Source organism: Pseudomonas sp. Pseusp15 (genome assembly GCF_059492165.1).
This window is the reverse complement of record NZ_CP168523.1, coordinates 2141492-2167509: the sequence shown is the minus strand read 5'-3', so window position 1 is coordinate 2167509 and position 26018 is coordinate 2141492. Positions and strand designations below refer to the sequence as shown.

Sequence of the window (26018 nt, the reverse complement as noted above, 5' to 3'; positions counted from 1 at the left end):
CTTCTAAAATTGGTAGGTATAAGTAGTGATCAGACGATTCTCATCGTAGTCCGGGCCAGACAATGAGCCGCTACCGAAGCGGGTTTTGACCTCGATGTGACGCCACTCAAAGCCGACGTTTTTGAAGAGGCCACTTTGGATGACATAGCTCAACACCAGGTTGCTTTCGCTCTCGACATTCTTGTCCAAGGCATTGCTACCTCGATCAATTCCGGTACCCCGCATATAGCGAGTCATCAGCTTCAGTCCCGGAGCACCCATAGCAGCAAAATCGTAGTCATACCTGAGTTGCCAAGAGCTCTCATTGGGCTTGAAGAATCCGAGTGTTGACCAGTTGACGAGATAGGGTTGTGGGGCATATCCATTGAAAAGCGGGAACGCTGATTCGCCAAGCATACGTTGATAGCCAATCCCGAATGCATGACCTGCCTTTTTCAGGGTAGTCATGGCACCATAGGTTTTATTGTCAATTTTCCCGTAGAGCGCGTCTCCATCCTCGCTATTTTGATAATAGCGCAAGTCAGTTTTCAACGCGTAACCGCCACCCAGATCAAAAACATCTGTAAGCCCAAGATAGTGCTGTTTGTAAATGTCTTCCAGCTGCCCATAGAAATAGGTTCCTGAAAGTCCAGGCGTGAACTGGTAAGTAGCCCCTGCAAAGTTCAGCCCATCGCTACGGCGTTTGATGTCAGGGCCATTCATCAAATAGATTTTTTCATGACTGGACGATTCGCGTGCAGCAATTTCAGTGATACGCCCGCCGGTGAGAGTAAGGCCTTCCCACTCTTTAGACTCCAGCAGTGCACCCTGATAAGTGGTGATGAGCTGGCGCGAATCGTCAATATAGGCAACTGGCAGAGTGGGACGTAGCTCACCGAGCTTTAGCTCTGTTTTGGAAACACGTATTTTTGCCGTGGCATTCGAACGCCCATATTCCCTGACCTGTTCACCTCGGCTGGCGTCGTAGGGTATGACACTATCGGGCCCTCTACCGCCGCCGCCATCTAATCGATACGCCCATTGAGCGCTGGTATCAAAGCCAAACTGAACTGGCCCCTCGGTATACCCAGAGATGAAACGCAAATCGAAACCCTGAGTCCAACTGCCGACCCTAGATTTAGGCGCATCGCTTTGTTTGAAGTCACGGTCAATATAAGCATTACGCAGACCTAATGTGACCTTGCTATCTTCGAGAAAGTCCGCTCTAGCAGATAACGGTTGCACACAGGACAAGCAAGTGACAGCAAGTACACCACATTTTGTCTTGGAGAGAGTCTGCATAAATTTACCTTTTTATTTTTTTTGGAGGCGATAGCAGGCCGCCGCCCTTATAAATAAAGGCAGCGGATACAATTTTTGTAAAAAGCTAAACTTTATATAGCAAGTAGTGCACTAGCACTTAGAAAGGGTAAGACCGAGGCGTCATTTGCACACTTACCCAATGGTCAGTGGTGAACTCTTCAATCGCCCACTCACCATTAAACCTACCAAGCCCGGAGTTTTTCTCTCCCCCAAATGGTGCGTGCGCCTCGTCATTCACGGGAATATCGTTGACATGCGTCATGCCGGCCTTGATCTGACGAGCAAAGCGAGCACCTCGTTCGAGGTCTTTGGTGAACACCGCGCTGGAGAGCCCATATTCACTGTCATTAGCCAGCAGCAAAGCATGGGCCTCATCGCGAGCACGCTGGATGCCAACGAGCGGGCCGAAAATCTCTTCTCGCGCAATTTCCATATCAGCGGTAACGTCGGCGAAAACGTGTGGTGGAAGTAGATTCCCGCGAACCTCCCCTTCAACGACGGTTCTCGCACCTTCTTCTTTGGCCCGAGAAACCTTGTTCAACAATCCCTCGAGCTGTTTACGATTGATAATGGGGCCAATCACCGTGTCAGCATCACTGGGATTACCAACCTTCAGCGCTCTGACCTTCTCCGCGTAGAGTTCTACGAACCGGTCATACAGGGCGTCTTCCACGATGATCCGGTTGATGGCCATGCAGATCTGTCCTTGGTGCAAAAACTTGCCCATGACAGCCGCTGCGACCGCTTGATCGAGATCAGCATCAGCCAGCACCACGAATGGGCTATTGCCACCCAGCTCCAGTGCCACATGCTTGAGATACTTGCCACCACTGGCAATGCGCCCAATGTTCAGCCCGACCGGCGTCGAGCCTGTGAACGAGATGAATTTGGGGATCGGATGCTCCACGAATGCATCGCCGATCTGAGCGCCAGAGCCCACCAATACACTGATGACGCCCTTGGGCACTCCTGCTTCCTCGAAAATCCTGGCAGCGAGCAACCCACCGGTGACCGGAGTATCGCTCGCTGGCTTGATCACGACAGCATTGCCCAATGCCAGTGCCGGCGCGACAGAACGTTGAGTCAGGTGAAACGGGAAGTTCCAAGGGCTGATCACCCCAACCACGCCGAGCGGTTCACGATAAACGCGATTTTCCTTACCCGGCACATTGGAAGGTAGGATCCGACCGTGAACACGAGCAGGAAATGACGCCGACTCTTGAGTGATGCCGCGAGCCGCCCCCCACTCGATCTGTGCCTTGATTCGTGTGCTACCGGACTCCTTGATGATCCAGTCGATAATTTCTTCACGGCGTTCGTCGAAGATTTGCACCGCTTTCAAGAGTATCGCCGACCGTTGTCCCGGGCCCATATTGGCCCAAGCTGCCTGAGCGCTCTCGGCAGAGATATAGGCCTGATTGAGGTCTTCGCGATCAGCCTGGACGATTTCTAACAGGGTGTCACCGGTGAACGGATCAGTAACGTTAAGCACGTTCCCGGCGCTGCCCTTACGCCACTCTCCTGCAATCGGCAGCAGATGCATTTCTTGGTAAGGCATACGGTTGGCTTGGCTCAAGTGATGTCTCCTTGGACGGTGTGACTTGAAGATCAGGAATGCGCGTCAATCGGCTGGGATTCCATCTCGTTCGAATGCGCAGATCGCCGCTTGACCATGGCGATAGCAAAAATCGCGATCAGTCCTGGTATGGCGCAGAAGATAAAATTCAGTTGGAGCGGTAAGTTCAGGCTGAGCATAAGCCCCCCCAAAGCGGGGCCTGCGACGCCTCCGAAACGACCTATGGCTGAACACCAACTGACAGCCGTGGAACGGATATCACTCGGATACTGCTGAGCGGCAAAGGCATGAATTACAGCAAGAGTTCCGATGGTGGTAGCACCGGCAATCAATAACATTATGTTGAGCGTTACCGGGCCCGGCTTGATGCCGAGGATGCAAAGCGAAACGACCGCCAATGCAAAAAAAAGAATCAACGTAGGTTTACAGCCCCAGCGATCAGCCAGCCAGCCACCCCCAAGAGCGCCCACCGTAGCGCCAAGATTCAACGTCACCAGAAACATGAGACTGGAGCCAAGTGGGTAGCCCCCTGCGACCATTATTTTCGGCAACCAGGTATTGAGGCCGTAAACCATCAGAAGGCACATGCCGAAACCTAGCCAGAGAAAGACGGTACCCACGCCTCTCCCCTCTTTGAACAGTCGGGAAAGAGGTGTGGATGTTGAGGTTCGTACAGCTGGTTCAAATCGGACAAAAGCAGTATCTATATCGGGAACGATACGCTTGAGAAGTGCCCCTGCTGCACGTTGATTTTTCGCCAGCAGATAGGGCAAAGACTCAGGGAGATAACGGTACATCCAAGGCATGCAAAGCAGTGGCAGTCCGCCGATGAAGAATGTTGCCTCCCATCCAAATTTGGGTATCACCAGCATGGCCACCAACGCCGAAATCATTGCACCGATGGAGTAAAAGCTGAGCATGATCGTAGTCAGAGTGCTACGACGAGTTGTGGGGGACAAGTCGCTCATCAGGGCAACGATGTTTGGAATGGCACCGCCGAGGCCGACACCGGTAAAAAATCTCAAAGCCGCGAAGCTGGGTACATCCCAGGCGAATGCATTTGCGAAAGCGCTAATGCTCGCGAGAGTGATCGCTCCGAGGATGATCTTGCGTCGCCCCATTCGGTCTGCAAGCGGGCCGATAGCGATTGCGCCGAACATCATTCCGAATAGAGCTGCACTCCCCATCCATCCCGCTTGGACTGGCGGGATAGACCACTGTTCCATCAAGCGGGGAACCACAGATCCGTAGATGACGAGATCATAGCCATCGAACAGCATGATGAACGAGCACCAAAACAACAGGCCGTAGTGGAACCTGCCCAACGGAGCTGAGCCCGCAATTTCTGTAGCATTTCTTTGAGTCATAATTTGGTCTCTTGTTTTTGTTATTCGGGGACTTACTAGGAGGCACAAGGCCCTTGGCACTCATCAATGAGGCTGGATCGTCACAGTGGGCACCTCGATCAAAGTAGGTTCGGTAGAGTCGAGAGCAGCGCGAAGGGCGGCCTCGAAACTATCGCGAGTGTCGGTATGTACCGCCTTGACTCCATACCCTTTTGCGATAGCGCAGAAGTCCAAACCAGGGACGTCCAAACCAGGCGCTTCCTCAACATTCAGGACGCCCGCGAACCAGCGCAGCGCACCATAGGTGCCATTTTTGAGGATGATGAACACGACTGGGATGTGATACTGCGCAGCCGTCCACAACGCAGTAATTCCGTAGTTCGCAGAGCCATCGCCAATCAAAGCGACCACGCGCCTATCGGGCTGGGCCAGTTGAACGCCCACCGCTGCTGGCAGACCGAAGCCCAATCCACCTGCTGCGGGGAAGTAGTAGCTACCAGGGTGACGCATGTTCATTCGCTGCCAGAACGCGGTCGTGGTGGAAGTCGATTCCTTGACGTAGATAGCATCTGGCGGAGCGACCGCGTCGAGGACGTCGAACAGCGTTTCCGGGCGCAAGTGATGAGGTTCATCTTGTACATCTGTCAACGCTGGTAGAGATGCTGGATAGGACTTTGCCTTCTCCTCAACGCCCTCTGCCAGTACGCGTAGAGTCTCTGCAATATCGCCGATCAAGGCGTCCCCCATAGGAGCGCGAGCTGCTTCCTGAGGATCTGACGTGATGTGCAAGAGCCGAGCTCCTGCCGGTAGATACTCGCCTGGTGCGAACTGGTGATAGCGGAAAACCGGCGCGCCGATGACGATGATCAGGTCGTGGCCAGCAAGCGTCTTGCTGATCCCTGCGATGGCAGCAGGCAAAACTCCACGGAAGCTAGGATGGCGAGTTGGGAACGGGCAACGTGATGCCGATGGAGCAACCCAGACAGGCAGTTTCAGTTTATCGGCCAAGGCGACGGCGTAATCGTTGGAGCGGGTAGCATCCACATCAGGGCCGAGAACGAGAACAGGGTTGTTGGCCTCATTCAAGTGCTTGGTCAAAGCTGCCAGCTGCCGCGCATCAGGAGCACCCGCAGTCTGGACTTCTCTCTCAAGAAGATGCTCCACACCGAGCGGAGATGGTTTCTCCCAGTCGTCGTATGGAATAGACAGATACACCGGAGCCTTGGGAGAAGTATTAGCAATGTGGATCGCCTGGCTAAGAGCCCGAGGCACATCCTGAGCCGTTGCAGGTTCATAGCTCCACTTGACCAGTGGTTTGGGTAGCTGTGATGCATCCACATTGGCCAGCATTGCTTCGACACCAATCATCGAACGCACCTGTTGACCTGCCGTGATCACCAACGGGCTGTGTGAATACCACGAATTGGTGAGAGCCCCCATGCCATTGCCCGTACCTGCTGCTGCATGGAGGTTTACGAAAGCAGGCTTACCGCTTGCGAGAGCATAGCCGTCCGCCATCCCCACCACAGCGCCTTCATGAAGACCGAGGACATACTGGAAATCCTCCGGAAAGTCCTTCAGAAAAGGAAGCTCGTTGGATCCAGGGTTACCAAAGATGGTGGTCATGCCATGGCGACGCAAAAGCGCATAAGCGGCAGAGTGAATTGTTTTCATTGGGTCATATTCCAGGGTGTGTCCGATTGCTCCTACTGTAAAAATTCGATTAAAATCGATCAAATCAATATTTTATGACTACTACATAGACACCACTTATTTTCATAAAGGTCTACGGATGGCTCATTTCGATCTAAATTTGATCACCACCTTCGTCACGCTTTACGAAACGCAGAGCCTGACGATTACCGCCGAGCGGCTGTTTGTCACCCAGCCGTCAATCAGCTACAGCCTGGGGAAACTACGTGAGCAATTCGACGACCCGTTGTTCATACGCAATAGCCAAGGAATGCAGCCAACGAGGCTTGCTGCTCAGCTATACGTAGGCTTCAAGCAGGCTGCACGTTGTATTGAGGAGTCAGTGGCTGAGGCAAGAAGGTTTGAGCCTGCCCACTCAAGCAGGCAATTTCGACTAGCGCTTTCTGACTTGGGGGAGATGGCGTTGCTGCCCAAGCTCATGGGTCAGCTAAATATCCTGGCGCCCAATATCGAGCTTGAGATCATTCCGCTAGAGATCGACCAGGTGGGGACATGGTTGAACGACGGTCACATCGACGCGGCCATCTGCAGCCGGGTCATCAGCGGATCTGGGCTTGCATTCAAGAAGCTCGTGAGCGAGCGATACGTTTGCTTGATGGACGCGAATCATCCTCGGATTGGTTCAGCGCTGACAATGGAACAGTTTCTCGTAGAGCCGCACGTCTTGGTCACAAGGACATCGGGGCATGGCATGGCCGAAGACGTGCTTCAAAAACTCGGGGTCAAGCGAAGGATCAAGCTCAGGATTCCTCACTTTTCAGTCCTTCCAAAGGTAATACCGGGCACAGAATTGTTGGTGATTCTGCCGTCCCAGATCGCGGACAGCTTTTGTGAAATGCCACTGGCCAAGCCGCTTAAAATGCTTGAACTGCCCTTCGATGTACCGTCCTTCGAAGTGACGCTCCACTGGCACTCCCGGAGCACTCAATCAACGGGGCTTAACTGGTTCTTCGAACAGATTCAGGCCACGCTAGGCGAGCCCGGCGTGGCCTGACGGATCAAGCTGCTGTCGATGTCCGACCCCGAGCGGCTGAGATCTGATCATCGCCCAAGGCGAGCACTTAAAGGCCGAGTTGAGCGCCCAAGTTATAAACTATCTGCAATCCGACGACGGCTCCATCGCTGCTGACCTCGGCCTGTGGATTGTAGAAGTTGCTGGGGTTGAACACGTACTGCACGCTTGGCTGAAGTGCTAGATAAGGCGTCGCCTGCCACACCATATTGAGCTCTACTCGCGACTCTCCTTTTGACATTCCTTGGTCAACACCGGTGGCCAGCAGTCGCTGATCGTGCTGATATTGAACTTGCTTGTCCCCCAAACGCAGGTAGCTCGCTTTCAAGCTGACTGAATCCTGAGGGCGCCCGAATGGGCCAACGCGAGTTATACCTGCTTCCACGAAGTGTTCGAAAGGCTGCAGATCGTCAGCACTCCAAGTCCACGCGCCGAATACTTGCCACGCTTTGTCTGGGTTTCCGGCAGAGGAACCGCCTTCGCGAGATAGCGTTTGCATAAAGCGGTAGATTAAGCCGCTGCTACCACGACGGGTCGAGCCATCCAATATGTCTGTCTGTTCGGAGGTATTGTAAAAACCATTAAGCTCGTAGTGATAGGCCAAGGGCGTCTGCGCGAAGCTCTTTTGAGCACCAACGCCTGCCAACCAAGTGATACCACTCGCGTCACCCGGATCCCAGTTCCAACCCTTGGTGCGTTTGATGTAATGGGCAGGATTGGACTCGAAAGCGCCAGCATGTATGTACTGACCGTTGTCGAATGAGTAACGCGAGTAACCGCCCCAGCTTCCGTATGGGTAAGGCAATATTCCGGTGGTGTTTTCAATGATGGGGTCGTTGCAAGTAACCCAGTTTTCGCAGTTCATCATGTAGAAATGCTGCTTAGCATTGCTACGGCCAACATCGAGCTCAAGATGGTTGTCCAACAGCATTTGCCGATATTCAAACTTCGACAGATATCCCTTGTCGATGTCGTTATGCATAGGTGCGCCACCTAGCGCGCTACCTGTGGCTCCTTGCCAGGCGCCAGCAGTTGGCTGACCTTCATTGCGCATCCACGGGAAAAATGTGTATTCAAACTGGAACGTGCCGCCTGGCAACCCCATGAGCTTGGACATGTCAAAATCGGCGCCGGCGAAAATTGCGCCAGCGTTGGCGAATGTATGGGGACGAGGGCCAGTGTTAAGGTTCTCCAGCATCAGATCGGTAACGATCAGGTGCGCCTTGACTGGACTACTGTCTGTGGGCGCCGAATCGGCCCATGCCGAGCTCGCCATACTACCCAAAGCCACAACAGCGGTTACACAAAATCGGCGCGCAGAAGTACCTGCGACGAGTGGGATCGCGTTCATTCATTTAATCCGAGAAAGGTTTTTATTCGCGCAGCCAGTGCAGCTGCGCTTAAGGTAAGAACGGCCGATCAGCGTGCGATGGGCGAAAGTGGGCCCGGCCCCCAGATCGACTCAAGCGTGCGACCGATTGCCAGAAGTTGGTCGTCCGTTCCAGGCAATCCGTCAATCTCCATACCTATAGGAAGTCCGGACTCTTTCCCAACACCTACGGGAATACTGAGACCCGGCATCCTCACGTTGCTGCTCGGGTCGGTGTTTCGAATAATCCGACCAAATTTTTGAGGCGTTCCGGCGTCAGGGCCGGTCTTGATTGCCACCTCTGGAACCGTGGGGAACAGAAGAGCATCGAGCTTGTTGTCCGCGAATGTCTTCTGATAGAGAGCTAGCAAGGCTGGGACACCCGTCTTGATCGCTTGCGCATAAGCCGGGCCGCCAGGAATCATCTTTCCATCAGCCCCTGGGACATTACCAGGCACGACCATGGCCGAGAAAATACCTTGGACGTCGGGACTCGAAATTTTGGCGGCCAGGGTTTCGAATGACACTCCGGTGGATTGTGATTTCAGGTAATCAGTCAGGGCCTTGCGCGCTTCCATGATCGCGACTGGCGTTGCCACAGCTGATGCCAATTGACCGATACCCGGCATGCTGACTGAGACGACCTCAACTCCTGAACTGCGGAGCTTCTCTACCGCGGCTTTGGCCTGTGTCGAGACTTCCGGTTCCAGATCTGCCCAGAAGAAATCTGGAATGCCCAGTCGAATTTGGTGGGCCGGTATTGGCTTCAGAGGCGGTACACCGCTAAGAATCGAATCCAGCAGCACGACATCTCCGACGGTATTGGCCATTGGGCCTGCCGTATCGCGACTGGTCGAAATAGGTGTGATGCCTACACCGCTATATCGACCAACCGTTGGGCGAAAACCAACACAGCCATTTAGCGCGCAAGGCTCACGGCTAGAGCCACCTGTATCTGTCCCCATAGCGATTGGAATCAAGCGAGCCCCCAGAGCGGCGGCACTCCCTGATGACGAACCACCGGCAATGCGAGAGTTGTCAAAGGCATTGCGCACACCGACCAGCTGTGGAAGATGAAAGGCGGTGTTGTAGCCGGTAGCGCCAAACGCGAGCTCATGCATATTGGTCTTGCCGACCACAATGGCGCCTGCGGCCTGGAGCCTATCGATAATCGGCGCATTGGCTTTCGGAAAGAAATTAGCGAGAGCTGGCGTGCCTGCTGTGTTCGTGAAACCAACGACCTGAATGTTGTCCTTGATTGCTATAGGGACGCCGCCCAAGGGAAGGCACTGCTCACCCTTAGCGAGGCGCGCGTCTGCAGCACGAGCTTCGCCCAAGGCTCTCTTTGGGTCTATAGAAATGAAGGCATTAAGCTCAGGATGCGTTTCAATACGGGCCAGCCAATAGCTGACAACCGATTCACTGGAAACCTTCTTTTCGCAGATGGCTTGTGCCATCTGCTCAGCGCTCATCAAGTAGAAGTCTTTCGGTACGTTCGACGCCGATGCGCCAGCGCTTGCTGCCAAAAGGCCAATCGCTAAGCAGGAGAGTCTGGTCTTCACGGATATTCCTTGAGAATCAGTCGATCCCCACTGCAGGTCTCGATGATTCATTTACGCACATGGAAATATCCGGCAAACATCCTCATTAATGAGGAGGTTTAGTGTATTCCCACCCGCATGGCGAGCTCGGTTCGATTGCTCGAATTGGTCTTGGCCATGGCGTTTTTTAGATGGGTACGTACCGTTGTGAAGCCAATGGACATGAGGCGCGCGATCTCCTTGTCACTGCGCCCGGCCGCTACGTGCTCGACAACAGCACGCTCTCGCGGACTCAGGGCACCATTTAGAGGCAGCTCAACCGAGAGCGCGTGCTGGAAGTACGGTGTGAGGGCGTTCAGCAGAGTGAGCTCCCTGGGGCCAAACGCAGGTTGGTCAGCGCTGCGCCATATACGTAGATCCCCCACATCCCGTCCCTGGTTGAAGAAGAAAACGTTCACTCCATGGTGCATCCCACACGGTCTGAGGAACTCGGCGTAATGCTCACTGCGCTCCAAGGTAGGCCGACTGATAACATCATCCACACAAGCAGCTTGCCGCTGGGCTCTTAACACCGGTGTTACGGTATCGTGCATGTGAATCTGCTCATCGTATTGCCGCAGCATACGTGCATCAATATTGACTGCAGCGCAACGCGTGGATCGCCCCCTTGAGCTATCCCAGAGGTAAGAGGCTCCGAAGTCAGATCGAAGCAGCTGGGTAACATCACCGAGCACCTGCTGACGAACTTCATCCCCCGCACCACCCGTGCGGAGTCGCCAGACGATCTGAGCAAAAAGGCCAAGCTCAGAATTCGTCATGTCCATTTGATTGATATGCATAGGCATGCTCCCGGTTTTCACGCGAGTCTCCGAGCAATTTCCGGGCCTGAATTCGGTGGTTTGTTCTGTTAAACGCCTCAAAAATACTGGTATCTATCGCTAAAAGTCGTTCAGAGGCAGGTGCTAGAGCACTCGAGATAGTGAACCTGTTCAGATAAAAAATCCGTCCGAGGTACTCTCTGCCAGGTACCAGATTGGTTGGTACCTCTACTAGATGGGTCGAATATTCACGGTGAGTATCGTAAAGACATTAGGGGCATGACTGAATCTGTAGCCGGGTCATCAGCGGCCCAAGACTAGCCTCCAAGAGACTTGTGAGCGAACGCTATGTTTGCCTGCTAGACGCAGGTCACCCTCGGATTCAAGAGGATTTGTCGATGGAAAACTTCCTTGCGGAACCTCATGTCCTAGTCACAAGAACATCGGGGCATGGAATGGCCGAAGACGTACTCCAAAAGCTCGGTGCCAAGCGTCGAATCAAGCTCAGGCTTCCACACTTTTCCATGTACCAGCGTTTGAAGGCACCCTTCACTGGCACTCCAGAAGCATTCAATCAACTGGCCTCAGCTGGTTCTTCGAACAAACTCAAGCCACTCTAGGTGAGCCTGGAGTGACCTGATTTGATATGGCGATATTTATGGCGCCACGGCGGGTCAGTGCTTTACCTTCCGATCTTCTCGAGGTGATGATTTACCACTATTCAGAGATACGCGCCCTCAATGAGCTTGACCAAGCTGTGCAGCGATGAAAGCACAGGGGTGTCGATCCCTTGCTCGTTGGCTCGCTCAACAACGGCGCCATTGATGAAGTCGATTTCAGTTTTTCGCTTTGCCTCGACATCCTGCAACATCGACGGCTTGTGCTGATGATGATTGGCAAAGGCGTGATTAACGGCATGCTCTACCCGACTGGCTTGAGCATCCACTCCGAGAGCATTCGCGACCTCTACCGTTTCTCGGATAACACCTGCGGTCAAACTCCTACCATGCTCAGAATCCCCAACGCCTCCCACGGTTTGGCGTGTAATCGCGCAGACCGAGTTCAAGGCAGCGTTGAAAGCTACCTTCTCCCAGATGGCAATTTGAACCTCTGGGTCGGCCCGACACGGTAACCCGGCTTGCTGGAAGGTCTCTGCGATATCCTGTGCTACCGACTTATCCTCACCATTCCATGGCCAAAGATTTATATGGCCATCACCATGGCTGTGGACGACACCTGGTTCAACCAGATCAGCAGGCAGATTGGTCATACCCACAATAATGCGCTCTGCAGGTACGACTTTGGAGATCAGCTCGGCGTTGCCCAAGCCATTTTGAACAGATAGCGCCCAGGTCGTAGGCCCGACAAGATGTCGCACCGACTCAATAGCAATATCCGTGTGAAAGCCCTTAGTAAAAATAACTACCAGATCGAAGGTTCCAGCGAAATCCTTCGCCCGCCCAATAGGCACCATCACGCGCTCCGTTGCCGAAGGCGTCACGAGCTGCAGGCCCTTGCGCTGGATGGCCGCGATAGTGGCTTCAGAGGCTTCAACAAAGGAGACCTCTTGCCCACCCAGCGATAGGCGCGCACCAAAAAGCCCTCCCATTGCACCAGCGCCGACAATTGCGATTTTCATGAATAATCCTCGACTAATAGCTGGTAACTGTAGAAAAAGGGCCAGCAATCACACAAATAGATACCAAGCCTACTCAAGATAAACGCCTTCTATGTTGGTGACATTCACATCAGTTGTGCTGACTGCTGACCTGCACGATGAAGAGGATAAAGATATGCATATGGATTGGTCAGACGCGCTTTGAGGATTGCGAGGTGGCGCGCTCGCAACTAACGGTTCGAATCAAGCAATCGATGTCGCGTCGAGCAGAATCTTTTTGTGTGCCAGGTAAGGTGACTGGGGGCATCAACAGGTTATCACTGGAGTCTATGCAGTCTAGCAATCACACCTGAAATTGTGGGTTACGTGTAGAAGACGCCACAATTTTCGCCCGCGCTGGCCACATCGAGCAGGGTCTAGCGCGGCGTAAAAAGCTCCCATGATGCAGCCGCTCTTTGATTTTGACCTCAAACGCGCCTCCCGCGAAAACTACATTACAGGGAAAGCCGCCATCAATTTCCCACATCCAGGAAGCACCACGGGTGGGTGGCATTTCCTTTCATATTTTGATCGGGAATCCGGCGTGGCCAACGTATCATTGGCAGGCATCCATTATCCTGACACCACCGACTACTTTGGCGACCTGGGCATCAGACGTCACTGATCAGCTAGTTGGCCGTGGCTGGGCTGTTGAAGGACGACGTCTGTACATGGCGGATCACTAAAGGGCAGCAGCGGACATGATCGTGAGATGGGCATTGAGCGAGTCCATACACTGCAGCGTTGAAATTGATGATTGGTTTCCCTCCCGAATAGAAAAACAGCGACTGCTTGAGGTTTTAGATCTAGCAAAGTCAAAGCTTCTCGAGATTGGCAGATTGCAAAAAGTGGAAGCTTGGCTACGCACGCAAACCTGAAGATTGAGTAGATAGGTATCCGGGTCGCATAGCCTATAAAGATGTCGTCGGAAGTGCCGATAATTCGAAAGAATACTAGATGACCGCGCGTCGATTTTGGCGATGAGCAAGGAACAGGAAATGATGTCTTCTCGTCAGAACGCATTCAAAGCATCAGATGTGAGCCTCTGCGCTCTGGTGTTCCTAGCTGGTGTCGCCGTCACGGTCTTGGTACTGATTCTTTTCGTTGGGTCAGAGCAGCGCACCGTCAACGTTGCGTTCCAACTGGAGGTCGACGAACGATTCAGTCGCCTGCAACGACGCTTTAATACGCAGGTCTTAAAACTAGACGTTGTGAAGCGTTTCTTTATCAATGCCGACGATGTCACTGAAAAGGAGTTTCTGGGATTCGTCACACCTCTAGTTGGAGAGGACGAAGCCTATAGCTGGGTACCGAGGATTCTTGAGAAGGATCTACAGTCGTTTCGCGCGAAGGCGCTCCTCAACGGTACAAGTGATTTTTCATATCATGAAATTAATCCAGTCACCGGCGAAAAAATCCCCCTCTCCAGCAGGCCGGAACACTGGATATTGCTCTACCTATTGAAGCTCGATGACGTGAAGATCGTTCCTGGCATGGATGTCATGGCTCGCCCGGGTCGCCAGGTCTTGATGAGCAAGGCGAGAGAAACACATCAAATAGTCGTGTCGGAACCATTGAAAATGACTAATGGGCAGTCCGGGATTTTCTTCGTCGCACCCGTATTCCAGGACTACCTTAAGGTTCCATCTAAAGATGATGGTTTGCAGGGTTTCGTTGTCTCCACCGTACGCCTGGCGTCTTTGATGGAACAAGGCATTCCATCACCCAGTCTGCAACGGCTGAACGTGAGACTTTCACTGATCGACACGCAGCATCAAGGGGAAACCATTTATCAGAGCCAGGCCCCCGCTGCCCCGTCAGAGCTGTACGCACAACGGCTGTTGAAAGTGGCCGACCAGAATTACCTGATGCAGTTTCGGCCCAGCTCAACTTTTCTGGTCGCCAACAGCAACGTCCTGTCCGTCAGTTTGATTGCAGTATTCGGAGTAGGATTGACGCTGCTGCTGACCTTGATGGTGTACTTGCTGATCACACAGCGCGCCCGCGCCCTCTCGCTGGTTGATGAGCGCACGCAAGACTTGCGTTTATTGAACATTACCGATCACCTGACCGGTGTCTATAACCGCCGGTATTTCGAAGATTTGATGGAGCGCCTGCTCATCGAGGCTGACGAGCACGACAAGCCTCTATCGCTGATCCTGTTCGACGTCGATCACTTCAAATGCATCAACGACCGCTGGGGGCATCAGTGTGGTGATAACGTTCTTAAGTCGTTGTGCGCACGAATACGTACGGCAACACGCAATACCGATTTGCTGTGCCGAACGGGCGGAGAAGAGTTCGCATTGATCTGCCCGGACAGCGAATCGAACGATACGAGCCTGCTGGCAGAAAAGCTTAGAGTGCTGATAAGCGCCCTCCCATTTGACGAGGCAGGAGAGGTTACTTGTAGCTTCGGCGTTGCAACGTGGGTTCCATCGGAATCGTTTGACGCCTTCATTCGGCGTGCCGATACCGCTATGTACAGTGCTAAATCAAGTGGTCGTGATCAAGTCCAACTTGCGAATCCGTAACAAACTGACTATCGAGTTGTCACTACACAAGGTTGTCAGTCCCCGCCACAAAACCACATGACGTACCCATTGCCATGCATTAAGAAAATGTCTGGCCTGGCGTTCGGAAGCTGTGTTGTAACAGTACCGGGAACGCACCTTCCAAACTCCGAAGTCCAAGATTGATCACGGAAACGTTCACAGCGCCGACTAGCTGAGCGCTGGCCCCCTGCTTTTCTCAAGACAGTGATACACATCAACTATGCCAGCCCCTGAGGCCTATAGGCATTTAACGAATGATATCGACACCGCCCATGTAGGGTTTGAGCACCCATCCTCATCGGAGCCGATTGGTACGCTAGCGTCCGATAGGTTGGGAACGGCCAGAACGATATCGTCCAGTTCTGCCTGAAGTCTCGCAGTAGAAGTACGCTCCGTTACGCATTGATCCCGTGGGATTCGGCATCGTCCGGAACTACTAGCTTACGACGGCTCGAGCATATGGCGAGCCGCCCAAAGTAACACCACCCCACCAGCTACACTCATTCGATACATTTCCGCACCGAGACTTCGACCATGGCGACCAAAACCGCAATCGTATTCGCTGGCGGCGGCAGCTTGGGTGCGGTCCAGGTGGGGATGTTGCGGGCCTTGGTCGAGGCCAATGTTCGATTCGACATGGTGGTTGGCGCTTCGGTAGGCGCTATCAACGGTGCCTACTTTGCCGCAAGGCCCGATTCCGATGGCGTCGAGGCGCTCGCCGGATTCTGGCGCGGGCTGAGTAAAACGGACATCTTTCCCCTCTCCTGGCTCGATACCTGTAGAGGACTGCTCAAACGGCGTGGTTTTCTGTTGCAGCCGGCGGCCTTGCACCGATTGCTGGGTCAGGCACTGCCCATTCATCGCATTGAGGATGCGGCGCTGCCCCTGCACATCGTCACCACCGACCTGCTCAGTGGCGCCGAGACGGTGCTGTCCAGTGGCGAACTTGAGCAGGCGTTACTGGCCAGCGCTGCTATCCCACTGGTGTTCCCCTGCGTACAAATCGCCGATCGGTTCCTGGTTGACGGCGGCGTGGCAAGCAATACACCTATTTCGACTGCCGTAGCCTTGGGAGCCAGCAACGTCGTGGTCATCCCCACCGGGGTCAGTTGCGCCCTGACACAACCGCCCCGAGGCTTGGTCGCCTTGGCCTTGCACACCGTCAATCTGATGAGCATGCGCCAACTGGTGAGCGACATCGAACACTTCCGCACGCTCACCAGCCTGCACATCGTCCCGCCCTTGTGCCCTGTGGATGTCTCGGTGTTCAACTTCGACCAGACCGAGTCTTTGCTGCAGCGTGCCTATGAGCAGACCCTCCGGTGGCTGGAACATGGGGGGCTCGAACGCACCAAGGTACCGGGTGCCCTGACCATCCATTCACATGCCCATGAGCATTGAGAAAAAACATCGGGTGTCACTGGACGAGCAACTTCACCCGATGTAACGGTCGACGGTAATTAGCTACTTTGATGGCTCAACCCATTTCATTGATGCAGACCACTTTAGGCTGCGTCATGTCCTCATAGGCAAACCGGACACCTTCTCGCCCCAGACTTCCGTACTTGAAGCCACCGAAAGGCATGGCATCAAAACGATAATCGGAAGAGTCATTGATCATCACGCCACCGGCTTGAATTTGCCGCGCCAATTTCAAGGCCTTGGAAAGATCACGTGTGAAGAGTCCCGCATGTAAGCTGTACTCCGGAGCGTTGGCCAGAGCAACAGCATCATCCAACTGGTCAAAAGGCTCCAGGATGACAACCGGCGCGAAGACTTCCTGCTGCCAGATACGACTGTTATGGCTTACACGCTCCAGCACGGTCGGCGCATAGCTTCCCACTTCGCGATGGTGCCCACACAGAAGAACGGCCCCCTCGGCCAGTGCTTCATTCACCAATTGTTCGGTACGACGGGCCGCCTGTTCTGTAATCATCGGGCCTACATCCGTTGCTCGCTGGTCAGGATCACCCACTACCAAGGCACGCGTTTGGCTGACAAAACGCTCACGGAAGTCCTCATAAATTGAACTGTGTACAAGGATGCGTTGAGTGCCGATGCAATTCTGCCCTGCTGCCCAAAAGGCGCCAGACACACAGGACTCAACAGTCGGTTCGATATCGCAATCTTCAAGCACGAGAACCGGGGCATTTCCTCCCAGATCCATCGCTAGCTTCTTCAACCCTGCACTACGAGCGATGGCCTCACCTGTGGCAAAACCGCCCGTAAAGGAAATCATCCGAACTTCACGAACCTCCACCAATGCTTTACCCAGATCGACGCCACCGGTCGCCGGGGTTACCACAGACGGAGGCAGACCCGCTTCCACCAGGCACTCAACCAGCTTGAGAGCAGACAACGGTGCGAGCTCTGAGGGCTTCAGGATCACAGCATTACCACCGGCGATGGCCGGGCCAAGTTTATGGGCGACCAGGTTCAGCGGATCGTTGTAGGGAGTGATCGCGACGATAAGCCCCAACGGTTCTCGAGTGAACCAGCCTTGGCGCGATTCGGAGCCTTCATATGCCTCAAATGGAATCACTTCCCCGGCGTTACGACGAGCCTCTTCCGCCGATAGCTTCAGCGTGTTCACACAGCGCTTCACTTCCTTCTCTGCTTGTCGCAGCGTCTTCCCCGCCTCTGCAACAATGAGTTTGGCAAACGCTTCAGCCTCAAGCTCTACACGCCGGGCCGCCTCCTCAAGGATGCGTGCACGCAGGTGACGAGGCATTGCCGCACTCTCACGCACGCCAATTCGCGCACGTTCCAGCAAGCCAGGAACTGCGGCGGCATCGAGGCAAGGGACACTGCCCACCAAGCGACCATCGAATGGACTGAACACATCAATCTGTTTGGCTTCAACAAGCTGGATACTGGCCATGCTGGATACGCTCATGACTATCTCCTGTTATTTGCCGTGGGCGGAGTGGATGGCGACGATGTCCGACAGCAATGCGAAGGCTGTTTCGATGCGCCCTGCCCCAGGCCCGGACACCGTGACAGCTCCCAGGAGTTCGGTCTTGAATGACACTGCATTCGTAGCGCCGTTGATTCCGGCAAGAGGATGTGAGTTCGACAGTAAGCGAGCCTCGACACTCGCTCGAACCGAGCCATCCGCTTCACGATCGGCTGAGCCAATCAGTTTCCAGCTCGCGCCATTGGCACTTGCCTGGGCAATATCTTGTGCGCTGATATTGCTGATACCCGAGCACGCTACATCGCTGACATTCAGTCGTGCGTTGAGCAGTTCGTTGGCCAGGATCACCACCTTGAGGCGTACGTCAAACCCTTCCACATCGGCGGTTGGATCTGCCTCGGCGTAGCCGAGTTGTTGCGCTTGTACGACGGCATCGTTGAACGCCAGGCCGTCTTTCATCCGGGTGAGCACGTAGTTGGAAGTGCCGTTCAGGATGCCTTCGAAGCCTTGCACATTGGCACCCGCCAGAGCCTGCCTGGCCAGACGAATCACGGGGGTGCCACTCATCACCGCCCCCTCGTATTCGAAGGCGACCTGGTTGCGCCGGGCCAACGCTTTGAGCTCGGCACCGTGCAGCGCAATAGGCCCCTTATTGGTGGTCACTACATGAATGCCGCTTTCCAAGGCCCAGCGGCAAAAGGTAGTGGCGGGCTCGCCATCCACCGGATTGGTAAAAGTGGCCTCAGCGATGATGTCTGCACCGGAATGCTTGATCACGGTTTCGTTGAAGGCCTCAGCATTGCCGCCGGGCAGTTGAGCGAATGCGCCCTTCTCAACCGGCAGCGCCACCAACTGCTTTGCATCCAGACCGTCTTTGGCAACGATTGAGCCGAGGAACAGATCGGTGACACCGACAATTTTAATGGTGAAGCCCAGGGCCTCTTTCCACTCGGCATTACAATCGGCGACCAATTGGGCGAAGCCACGGTTCACGCCACCAAATCCTACCAAGGCAATTTTGTACTCAGTCATAAGCGCTGTTCCTATATTGATGTTGTTCGTTAGGAACATCCTAAGAGCCGGGCTTTGGCAGTTGAATATGGCAGAGTGCTGTATTAATTGAGCGTTTTGCCCAAGCACGATGTTGTCAAAACACCGCAGAAAGGACGAACGATGTCACGGTGTTTTCCACCCCCGGCATGGCCGCGATTTCCTTCCACACGAGATGGACGCGTTCAGGTGTGGCGGCATTCACACGCAGCATTAAATCGAACTCACCACTGAGTACTTCACATTGCACGACTTCGGGAATGGAGCGCAGCGCAGTCAGTACTTCTTCGCCACGCATGCGGTCGTAGCGGTAGACAAAGATCACCGCGCTGATAAGCGACGTAGGCCGCCGCGACTCACCGAGAAGAACCGTATAGCCCTGGATCGCACCGTCGCGCTCAAGACGCTCGATGCGCTGGCGCACCGCATTGCGCGACAAGTTGATCTTGGCACCCAGTTCGATATGGGCTATTCGCGCATTGGCGGTAAGTTCGGCGAGTATGCGTTCGTCCAACGGATCTAGAATGCGCTTCATGCAGACCTCTGCAGCGCCAGACGAAGAGCCTGGCACAGACCGTCAAGATCACCCTTGGCCAGGTACGGTGGTTGCGCGCGCACCTCGACAGTGCTCGGAACGCTTGCTTGCCAGACGCCCAGTTCGGCCAACAGCGCCGCTGACTTGGCCGGCGCAATTTGCCCGAAGGTGACCATCGGCGCGCCCAGGCTGCGTCGATGAAGCCTGCCGGCCAGTACACCGACAGCGGTGTGAGGATCGATGGCCGAGCCTGTCTCTCGGAACAGTTCGACTACTTCATCGCGCACCTGGGATTCGTGTACGGCATAGGAATCGAAGAGTACTCGAGCACGCAGCCATTGCTGGTTGCCGATGCTCATTTCTCCGCAACTTTCAAAATGCTCCATCAGTGCTTTTGTTGAGCAGCCATCGTGCTCGTAAATCTCCCAGATAAACCGCTCCAGGTTGGAAAACAACGAGAAGTCCATCGCCGGCGACACGGTTCGATTAGTCATCCGGGTGGAGTACCGATTGCAATGAAAAAACTGGTGCAGGGCATCATTGCTGTTGGTGGAAATGATCACCTGATTGATCGGTAATCCCATTTTCTGCGCAATGTAACCAGCGTAGATTTCGGCCGAGCTGGCAGCTGGAACGCTAAAGCCAACGGGACGCGAGCCACCGCCCAGTTGCAAGGCTGCGTGGAAGTAAAAAACGATCTGGGCCAGGACGCCGATCCAATTGGTCGAGTTGAAACAGACCGGCAACACTCCATCCAACGGCCACTCACGCAAGAGTCGGGAGACCAGCGTCTGGCAATCATCGAAATTACCGTCAACCGGAAACAGCTGAACCCGCTGCGGGTCGGCTGCCTGCAAGGCACTGAGTTGCTCAGGTGCAAGCCCGTCGCGCGGATACAGTATCGCCATGCGGGCGGCCGGGCAGTTAGCAAAGGCTTCAAGCGCCGCGACGCCGGTATCACCGTTAGTTGCACCGACCACCAACGCTTCTTTACCGATCTCCTTCAGGAAATGGTCGACCAGGCGCGACTGCAATTGCGCGGCGAAATCCTTGGAAGAACCGGTCGGGCCATGAAACAGCTGGAGTATCCACTCGTTGTGCCCGATTTGCTCAAGCGGCGTAATAGCGCGGTGCTTGAATTGTTGATAGCTGTCACTGAGCAAGGCACGCAGGGTGCTTTCGTCTATGGATGAACCAACAAAAGGCGAAATCACTCGCCAAACCAACTCATCAAACGGCAGCCACGACCAGCCAGCAATCTGTTTCTCGGTAAAGACAGGCAAACTGGCTGGGACATAGAGACCACCATTTTCGGCGAGCCCCGACAGAACCACACTGCGAAAATCAGCACGCATGTCGCCGCCGCGAGTGCTTACATAATCCATGGCAACTCCAAATCAGTTTTACAAAAGGCGATGGGCTTGCGCCACCAGCCAGGTAGAAAAATGTGCGGCATCAGGCGATAGCACTTCGTTCTGTTCGTGCACCAGATAAAAGGATTCGCTTGCCTCGATACGGTGATTGAATGGCGCAACCAATTGCCCGTTTTTAAGCAAATCCTCGACCACGGAAGACCGTGCCAGCGCAACGCCCTGCCCCAATTCGGCCATTCGGATCGTGGAAATCAGCGTGTCAAACTGAAGACCACGGGAGTAGTCGACGTCGTCTGCTCCAACTCGCTTCAACCAGTAACCCCAACCTTCTTCGTACCCCAACACGTGAAGCAGTGAATGGTTCATCAAATCGCGAGGCTCATGTATGGGTGAACTGGCCATGAGCGTTGGGGAGCAAACAGGCTGAAGGATGTCCCAAGTCAATCGCTGAGCGTGCAAGCCCGACCACTCACCGCATCCCCAGCGAATCTCCAGGTCATCCTCGCCGTCCGGTTCTTTCACCCAAATATTGCTGATATATCGAATATCAATCTGGGGATACTCCCGACAAAAATCTGCGAGTCGGGGGGCCAACCAATAGTGAAGAAAGGAAAGGCTGCCACGCACCTTCAAATGTCTTCGATTGCGCTGGCCGAAAATCTCGTTTGTGCCGACTGCAAGGCGACTGATCGCGTCTTGTACGACAGGCAGGTACGACTGCCCTTCCTCGGTCAAGCCAAGTCCTCGAGGTAAGCGCTTGAACAGCGCCACACCGAGGTGACTTTCTAACTGACGGATCTGCTGACTCACAGCCCCTTGAGTCAAATGGAGTTCTTCCGCCGCGTGGGTAAAATTTAAACAACGCGCCGATACTTCGAATGCCCTCAACCAGTTCAAGGGTGGTAGTGACTTTTGACTCATCGGCGCAACCTCATCAGGGCTTTAACTATGCTCAATCATTGCCTGAGAAACTCACACGGTGCCAGAGGAATGAACAGCGGCGGCTAAAGCCAATCGCTCTGCTCTCTTGTTTCGAGTGACCCAGTAAACGAAATAACACCACGCGATAAAGGGCAGTCCGAAGTAAAGCGCCACTCGCTGCTCAGGATCAAAAGCGATACCCACACAGGCCAGCAAGCAACACAACAGTGCACCGATAGGCACCCATGGATAGCCGCGTACACGGAAATGCAGGTCTTCAACTCGTCCGCCATTAGCAACGTATTGACGACGGAACGCGATCTGGCTGGCAGCAATGCTCATCCACACGACTACGACCGCCAGACCGGAAATGGACACCAAGGCCAAGTAAACCGTATCAGGGGCAAACACACTGCTGAGCAGAGAAGCCACTGCGCCCGCCATACTAAGCACGATGGCGTTCACCGGTGTGCCACGACTGGAGAGCCTGGCGTAGCGCTTAGGCATATGTCCTTGATCGCTCAATGTCCACAGCATGCGCGATGCTGCATACAGCCCCGAGTTAGCGGCGGAAATCAGTGCCGTAAGAATGACGAAGTTCATAATGTCGGCAGAGTATGGGATGCCAATCAGCTCAAACACCATGACGAACGGACTTTCTACAAGCCCCGCTTGCTCTCGTGGCAGTAACGTCGCAAGGACGAAAATGGTCCCCACGAAGAACAGCGCCAAACGTACCACTGTCGTGCGGATTGCCTTGGGCACGCTAGTATGTGGGTCTTGCGCTTCGCCTGCCGCAATCCCGATCAGCTCAGTTCCCGAAAAGGCGAAGGAAACAGCCAGGAGGGTCATTGCAATGGGTAGAAACCCGGTGGGAAAAAGCCCCTCACGTGTGAAGTTGGAAAGTCCCGCACCCTGCAAACTCTGTACTTGAATAAGACCGAAAATTGCCGCTCCGCCGATCACAATGAATGTGATAACGGTCAGCACCTTAATCAGCGAAAGCCAAAACTCAGTCTCCGCAAACCACCGAACGGAGACAACATTGCTTGAGAACACTGCGATGGCAAATAGCGCGCTCCAAATCCAGACGGGGGTATCAGGAAACCACCGAACCATCAGAATGCCCGCAGCTGTGAACTCTGAACCGATAGCTACTGCCCAAGTGAGCCAGTATAGCCAGGCCACTGTATAGCCTGTGCCTGGGCCCAGGTATCGCGTTGCGTAACTACTGAAAGATCCGGTTTCTGGCATCTGTACAGCCAACTCACCGAGACAGACCATGACTAAATACACCATCACTGCACCGATGATGTAAGCAATCACTGCACCGAGTGGCCCTGCCTGATTAACCGTGTAACCGGAGGTAAGGAATAACCCCGTACCGATCACACCGCCCAGTGCCAACATAACGATGTGGCGTGTTTGCATTTCCTTTTTGAAACGCGAGTTTGGGTCGGACTGATTATCTTTAATATGCGTGGACATAGTTTTATTCTCATGAAATGTGCGGACAAGCGTCCTTGTAACTGGCGGTTGGGCAGTACAATTTAGTTGTCGCTGGATTTTATTATTTTCATTCTTCATGAAGGGCTTAAGATGAATCTCGAGCGTCCTGCCCGTATTCAGGTTTCTACTTCAATGAAACGTTGGGCACTATCAGCGTTAAAGCTCGTATCACCATGTTTACCTCGCACTAAAGCGAAAGCTTGTTTTAGGTCAGCCAATAAATCTGCTGAATCTTCAATACCTACGGACACTCGAACCAAACCTTCGGAGATTCCAAGTGCCTGACGTTCTTCCAAGGTATTTTCCACGTGACTGGTCGTCCGAGCCGGCCCATAGATGGTCTCGACAGCGCCCAAATTACCCGCCCGATGCGCATACCTGAGCAGCGGCAGCAAACGGGTCACTGTGCCCATGCCTCCTTTCAGCACGAAGCTGACGATGGCTCCGAATCCGTTCATTTGCGAACGAGCGATGTCATGACCTGGATGTTGAGGCAGCCCCGGATAGTTCACCGACTCAACCAGCGGTTCGGTACAGAGGTACTCGGCCAAAAGCTTCGCGCTCGCCTGTTGCTGGCGAACACGCAGAGCCAGAGTCTTGATGCCTCGGATGATTAGATACGCCGAAAAAGGATCCAGCGAGGCACCATTGATTTCGCGGTAATGGCGAACTTGAGACATCAAATGCTCGGCGCCGCAGACCACACCACCGAGGACATCACCATGACCGGACAGGAATTTGGTCGCGCTGTGCACAACCACATCAACGCCTAAGGCGAGCGGGTTCTGATTCAGAGGCGTCGCGAATGTATTGTCCGCAACAACCAAAGCGCCCACTCGCTTGGCCGCTGCCACAAGGCGCCGAATATCAACGATTTTCAGCGTTGGGTTCGTGGGTGTTTCCAGGTACAGGACGTTGCAGCCTTTAGCGATCTCCTGCTCAAGTGCCACGGTGTCGAGCGTATCGCAAAGGGTTACCTCCACCCCCATGCGTGGAAGAAACTCCTCGAAAATCTTGTTCGTACCACCGTAGCTGTCACGCGTAGATATCACACGCTGCCCAAAGGACAGGAAGGTGTGCAGTACACCGCTGATCGCGGCCATTCCGGTACTGAAAGCTACGGCCGACTCTGCGTTTTCGAGCTCACAGAGTTTATCTTCCAAGACGCAGACAGTGGGATTGCTCATCCGGCTGTAAATGAAGCCGGGCTCCTTTCCCAATGCCACGTCATACCACTTATCGATATCGTCATAGCCATAGGCAGCACTGACCACGATGGGTGTCTGCGTCGCATTGTAGGGATGTTGAACCTGCTCTCCTCCCCATACGACTCGAGTCCCCATCCCAATGTCTGAAGCCTGGACGGCGCGTTTCTTATTTTCCATAAAGTTCTCTCGCATCAAGGGAAACACAGCCGTGTTCCAAGTGGGCTTGGGAGGACTATATGGAAAGCTCATGCATGTGAAAAATCATGATATCCGGGAGTAAGGGGTACTTTTTTTAATGGCTGGGTACCGGGTGCCCTGACCATCCATTCACATGCCCATGCGCATTGAGTGAAGTGAATTACCTATGACAGATGCCCTCTTTGCTGCGCGCCCTTCCCCACTACACGTGCTGCCATCTGCCACCAATCGAATAGCTTCCCTGACTGCCCGGCAGGCAGCATACGGAACTGCTAGTGTTAATCCGCATGCCGTCAAAGTCCCTGCAGTCGGGTGGGTGTGAGCCGCCGTTTTGTTCGTGACCGAGTGCTACGCCTGCCGCTGCAGTTCGTTGGCAGTGGTGTAACCCAAGATCTTCCTAATCCATCGAATGGCGCTTAATCCAGGAGAAAAATCATGGCGAAGGTACTGGTTCTCTATTACTCAATGTACGGTCACCTCGAAACGATGGCTGGAGCAGTGGCCGAAGGCGCACGATCCGTACCTGGCACCGACGTGACGCTCAAGCGTGTTGCTGAAACCATCCCGGCCGAACAGGCAGCAGCCATCGGCGTCAAACTTGACCAGATGGCACCGGTGGCGACACCTGACGAGCTGGGCAATTACGATGCAATCATCTTTGGTACACCGACGCGCTTCGGCAATATGGCGGGACAGATGCGCACGTTTCTCGACCAGACCGGCGGACTGTGGATGAGCGGCGCGCTGGTCGGGAAAATCGGCAGTGTCTTTGCATCGACCGGCACCCAGCACGGTGGCCAGGAAACCACGATTACGTCGTTTCACAGCACACTCCTGCATCAAGGGATGGTCATCGTGGGTGTGCCTTACACCTGCGCAGGGCTGACCAACATGAGCGAGATCACCGGCGGTACGCCCTATGGCGCGACCACCCTGGCAGGCGCTGACGGTAAACGGCAACCGTCACAGAATGAACTGGATATTGCGCGTTTCCAGGGTAAACACGTCGCTGAGCTTGCAATAAAGATCGCGGGTTAACGCAAGCACCTGAATGGGCGCGTATTGCAGGACACGAGCTAGCCTGTGTAAGGCCGGGGCGGACTTCACCACCGCGCCGCTGATACTCGCTGGTGGCTTGGCGATTCTAGAGAAAGCCTTGCGCGTCGGGAGTCATTGAAGACGACGTAAGCGTTGTTGGATTCAGAGGAGCGACGTTCTGGCGAGGTCGCTCCTCATTACCCATGCCGCTCATACACCTCCAGCTCAAGCATCGCGCATACAACATTGCTGCAGCGCACCTGCGGGCTATCGATAGCACCTCGTAATACACCTCAATGATGGAAGCCCGCTCCCACAGAGCCATCGCTCGCTACCGGAGTGAGCGTCAACAAACTGTTACTTTTTTGATACACCCCTCG

19 protein-coding genes and 1 pseudogene are annotated in these 26018 nt (G+C 54.3%); 5 read left to right on the top strand and 15 right to left on the bottom strand.

What is annotated here, in order from left to right; genetic code table 11:
* Window positions 1-3: 3 nt before the first annotated feature.
* From ACEN8R_RS09710 to mdlC, 4 genes are all read right to left on the bottom strand, one after another.
* Window positions 4-1281 carry an OprD family porin gene (locus ACEN8R_RS09710; RefSeq protein WP_018925925.1) on the bottom strand — a complete coding sequence of 426 codons (1278 nt, stop codon included), beginning with the start codon at window positions 1279-1281 and terminating at the stop codon, window positions 4-6.
* Between the two features lie 118 nt (window positions 1282-1399).
* Window positions 1400-2860, bottom strand: coding sequence for an aldehyde dehydrogenase family protein (locus ACEN8R_RS09705; RefSeq protein ID WP_495625007.1), 1461 nt, complete (start codon window positions 2858-2860; stop codon window positions 1400-1402).
* 50 nt (window positions 2861-2910) lie between these two features.
* Window positions 2911-4245, bottom strand: a complete 1335-nt coding sequence (locus ACEN8R_RS09700; protein ID WP_192350504.1) for an MFS transporter — start codon at window positions 4243-4245, stop codon at window positions 2911-2913.
* Between the two features lie 63 nt (window positions 4246-4308).
* Window positions 4309-5898 carry a benzoylformate decarboxylase gene (gene mdlC, locus ACEN8R_RS09695; protein ID WP_018925928.1) on the bottom strand — a complete coding sequence of 530 codons (1590 nt, stop codon included), beginning with the start codon at window positions 5896-5898 and terminating at the stop codon, window positions 4309-4311.
* 118 nt (window positions 5899-6016) lie between these two features.
* On the opposite strand from mdlC, the gene ACEN8R_RS09690 reads away from it, so the two are divergent.
* Window positions 6017-6931 (top strand): LysR family transcriptional regulator, encoded by a 915-nt coding sequence (locus tag ACEN8R_RS09690; RefSeq protein WP_258614341.1) that lies wholly within the window; start codon window positions 6017-6019, stop codon window positions 6929-6931.
* Window positions 6932-6998: 67 nt separating this feature from the next.
* Here the strand turns inward: ACEN8R_RS09690 and ACEN8R_RS09685 are convergent, their stop codons facing one another.
* The 4 genes from ACEN8R_RS09685 to ACEN8R_RS09670 all read right to left on the bottom strand — a co-directional run bounded on the left by ACEN8R_RS09685 (window position 6999) and on the right by ACEN8R_RS09670 (window position 12316).
* Window positions 6999-8300, bottom strand: a complete 1302-nt coding sequence (locus ACEN8R_RS09685; protein ID WP_018925930.1) for a carbohydrate porin — start codon at window positions 8298-8300, stop codon at window positions 6999-7001.
* A gap of 68 nt (window positions 8301-8368) precedes the next feature.
* On the bottom strand, window positions 8369-9880 hold the full coding sequence (iaaH, locus tag ACEN8R_RS09680) for an indoleacetamide hydrolase (protein WP_258614343.1): 1512 nt from the start codon (window positions 9878-9880) through the stop codon (window positions 8369-8371).
* Between the two features lie 98 nt (window positions 9881-9978).
* Window positions 9979-10698, bottom strand: a complete 720-nt coding sequence (locus ACEN8R_RS09675) for a helix-turn-helix transcriptional regulator (protein WP_258614344.1) — start codon at window positions 10696-10698, stop codon at window positions 9979-9981.
* 700 nt (window positions 10699-11398) lie between these two features.
* The gene (locus ACEN8R_RS09670; RefSeq protein WP_495624804.1) at window positions 11399-12316 is read right to left on the bottom strand and encodes a ketopantoate reductase family protein; all 918 of its coding nucleotides are present in this window, start codon (window positions 12314-12316) and stop codon (window positions 11399-11401) included.
* Between the two features lie 418 nt (window positions 12317-12734).
* Between ACEN8R_RS09670 and ACEN8R_RS09665 the strand changes: the two are divergent.
* The 3 genes and pseudogenes from ACEN8R_RS09665 to ACEN8R_RS09655 all read left to right on the top strand — a co-directional run bounded on the left by ACEN8R_RS09665 (window position 12735) and on the right by ACEN8R_RS09655 (window position 16290).
* Window positions 12735-13212: pseudogene (locus tag ACEN8R_RS09665) on the top strand (hypothetical protein).
* Between the two features lie 102 nt (window positions 13213-13314).
* Complete coding sequence (locus ACEN8R_RS09660; RefSeq protein ID WP_495624803.1) at window positions 13315-14868, top strand: sensor domain-containing diguanylate cyclase; 1554 nt, start codon at window positions 13315-13317, stop codon at window positions 14866-14868.
* Window positions 14869-15423: 555 nt separating this feature from the next.
* Window positions 15424-16290 carry a patatin-like phospholipase family protein gene (locus ACEN8R_RS09655; protein ID WP_018925936.1) on the top strand — a complete coding sequence of 289 codons (867 nt, stop codon included), beginning with the start codon at window positions 15424-15426 and terminating at the stop codon, window positions 16288-16290.
* A 76-nt stretch (window positions 16291-16366) separates the two neighbouring features.
* On the opposite strand, the gene ACEN8R_RS09650 is transcribed toward ACEN8R_RS09655, so the two are convergent.
* From ACEN8R_RS09650 to ACEN8R_RS09620, 7 genes are all read right to left on the bottom strand, one after another.
* Window positions 16367-17785 carry an aldehyde dehydrogenase family protein gene (locus tag ACEN8R_RS09650; protein ID WP_018925937.1) on the bottom strand — a complete coding sequence of 473 codons (1419 nt, stop codon included), beginning with the start codon at window positions 17783-17785 and terminating at the stop codon, window positions 16367-16369.
* Between the two features lie 12 nt (window positions 17786-17797).
* Entirely contained in the window at window positions 17798-18838 is a 1041-nt protein-coding gene (locus ACEN8R_RS09645; RefSeq protein ID WP_495019749.1) for a homoserine dehydrogenase, read from the bottom strand.
* A gap of 115 nt (window positions 18839-18953) precedes the next feature.
* Window positions 18954-19391, bottom strand: coding sequence for an Lrp/AsnC family transcriptional regulator (locus tag ACEN8R_RS09640; RefSeq protein WP_018925939.1), 438 nt, complete (start codon window positions 19389-19391; stop codon window positions 18954-18956).
* Window positions 19388-20776 carry a threonine synthase gene (gene thrC / locus ACEN8R_RS09635; RefSeq protein ID WP_064617926.1) on the bottom strand — a complete coding sequence of 463 codons (1389 nt, stop codon included), beginning with the start codon at window positions 20774-20776 and terminating at the stop codon, window positions 19388-19390. The genes ACEN8R_RS09640 and thrC overlap by 4 nt, the downstream gene beginning before the upstream one ends.
* An 18-nt stretch (window positions 20777-20794) precedes the next feature.
* Window positions 20795-21685: a LysR substrate-binding domain-containing protein gene (locus ACEN8R_RS09630; protein WP_495624802.1), complete on the bottom strand. Its 891-nt coding sequence runs from the start codon at window positions 21683-21685 to the stop codon at window positions 20795-20797.
* Between the two features lie 51 nt (window positions 21686-21736).
* Complete coding sequence (locus tag ACEN8R_RS09625) at window positions 21737-23173, bottom strand: amino acid permease (RefSeq protein WP_258614349.1); 1437 nt, start codon at window positions 23171-23173, stop codon at window positions 21737-21739.
* 137 nt (window positions 23174-23310) lie between these two features.
* Complete coding sequence (locus ACEN8R_RS09620; protein ID WP_495624801.1) at window positions 23311-24579, bottom strand: cystathionine gamma-synthase family protein; 1269 nt, start codon at window positions 24577-24579, stop codon at window positions 23311-23313.
* 456 nt (window positions 24580-25035) lie between these two features.
* Here ACEN8R_RS09620 and wrbA point away from each other — a divergent pair, with 456 nt between their 5' ends.
* The gene (gene wrbA / locus ACEN8R_RS09615; RefSeq protein ID WP_018925944.1) at window positions 25036-25638 is read left to right on the top strand and encodes an NAD(P)H:quinone oxidoreductase; all 603 of its coding nucleotides are present in this window, start codon (window positions 25036-25038) and stop codon (window positions 25636-25638) included.
* The last annotated feature ends 380 nt before the right edge of the window (window positions 25639-26018 follow it).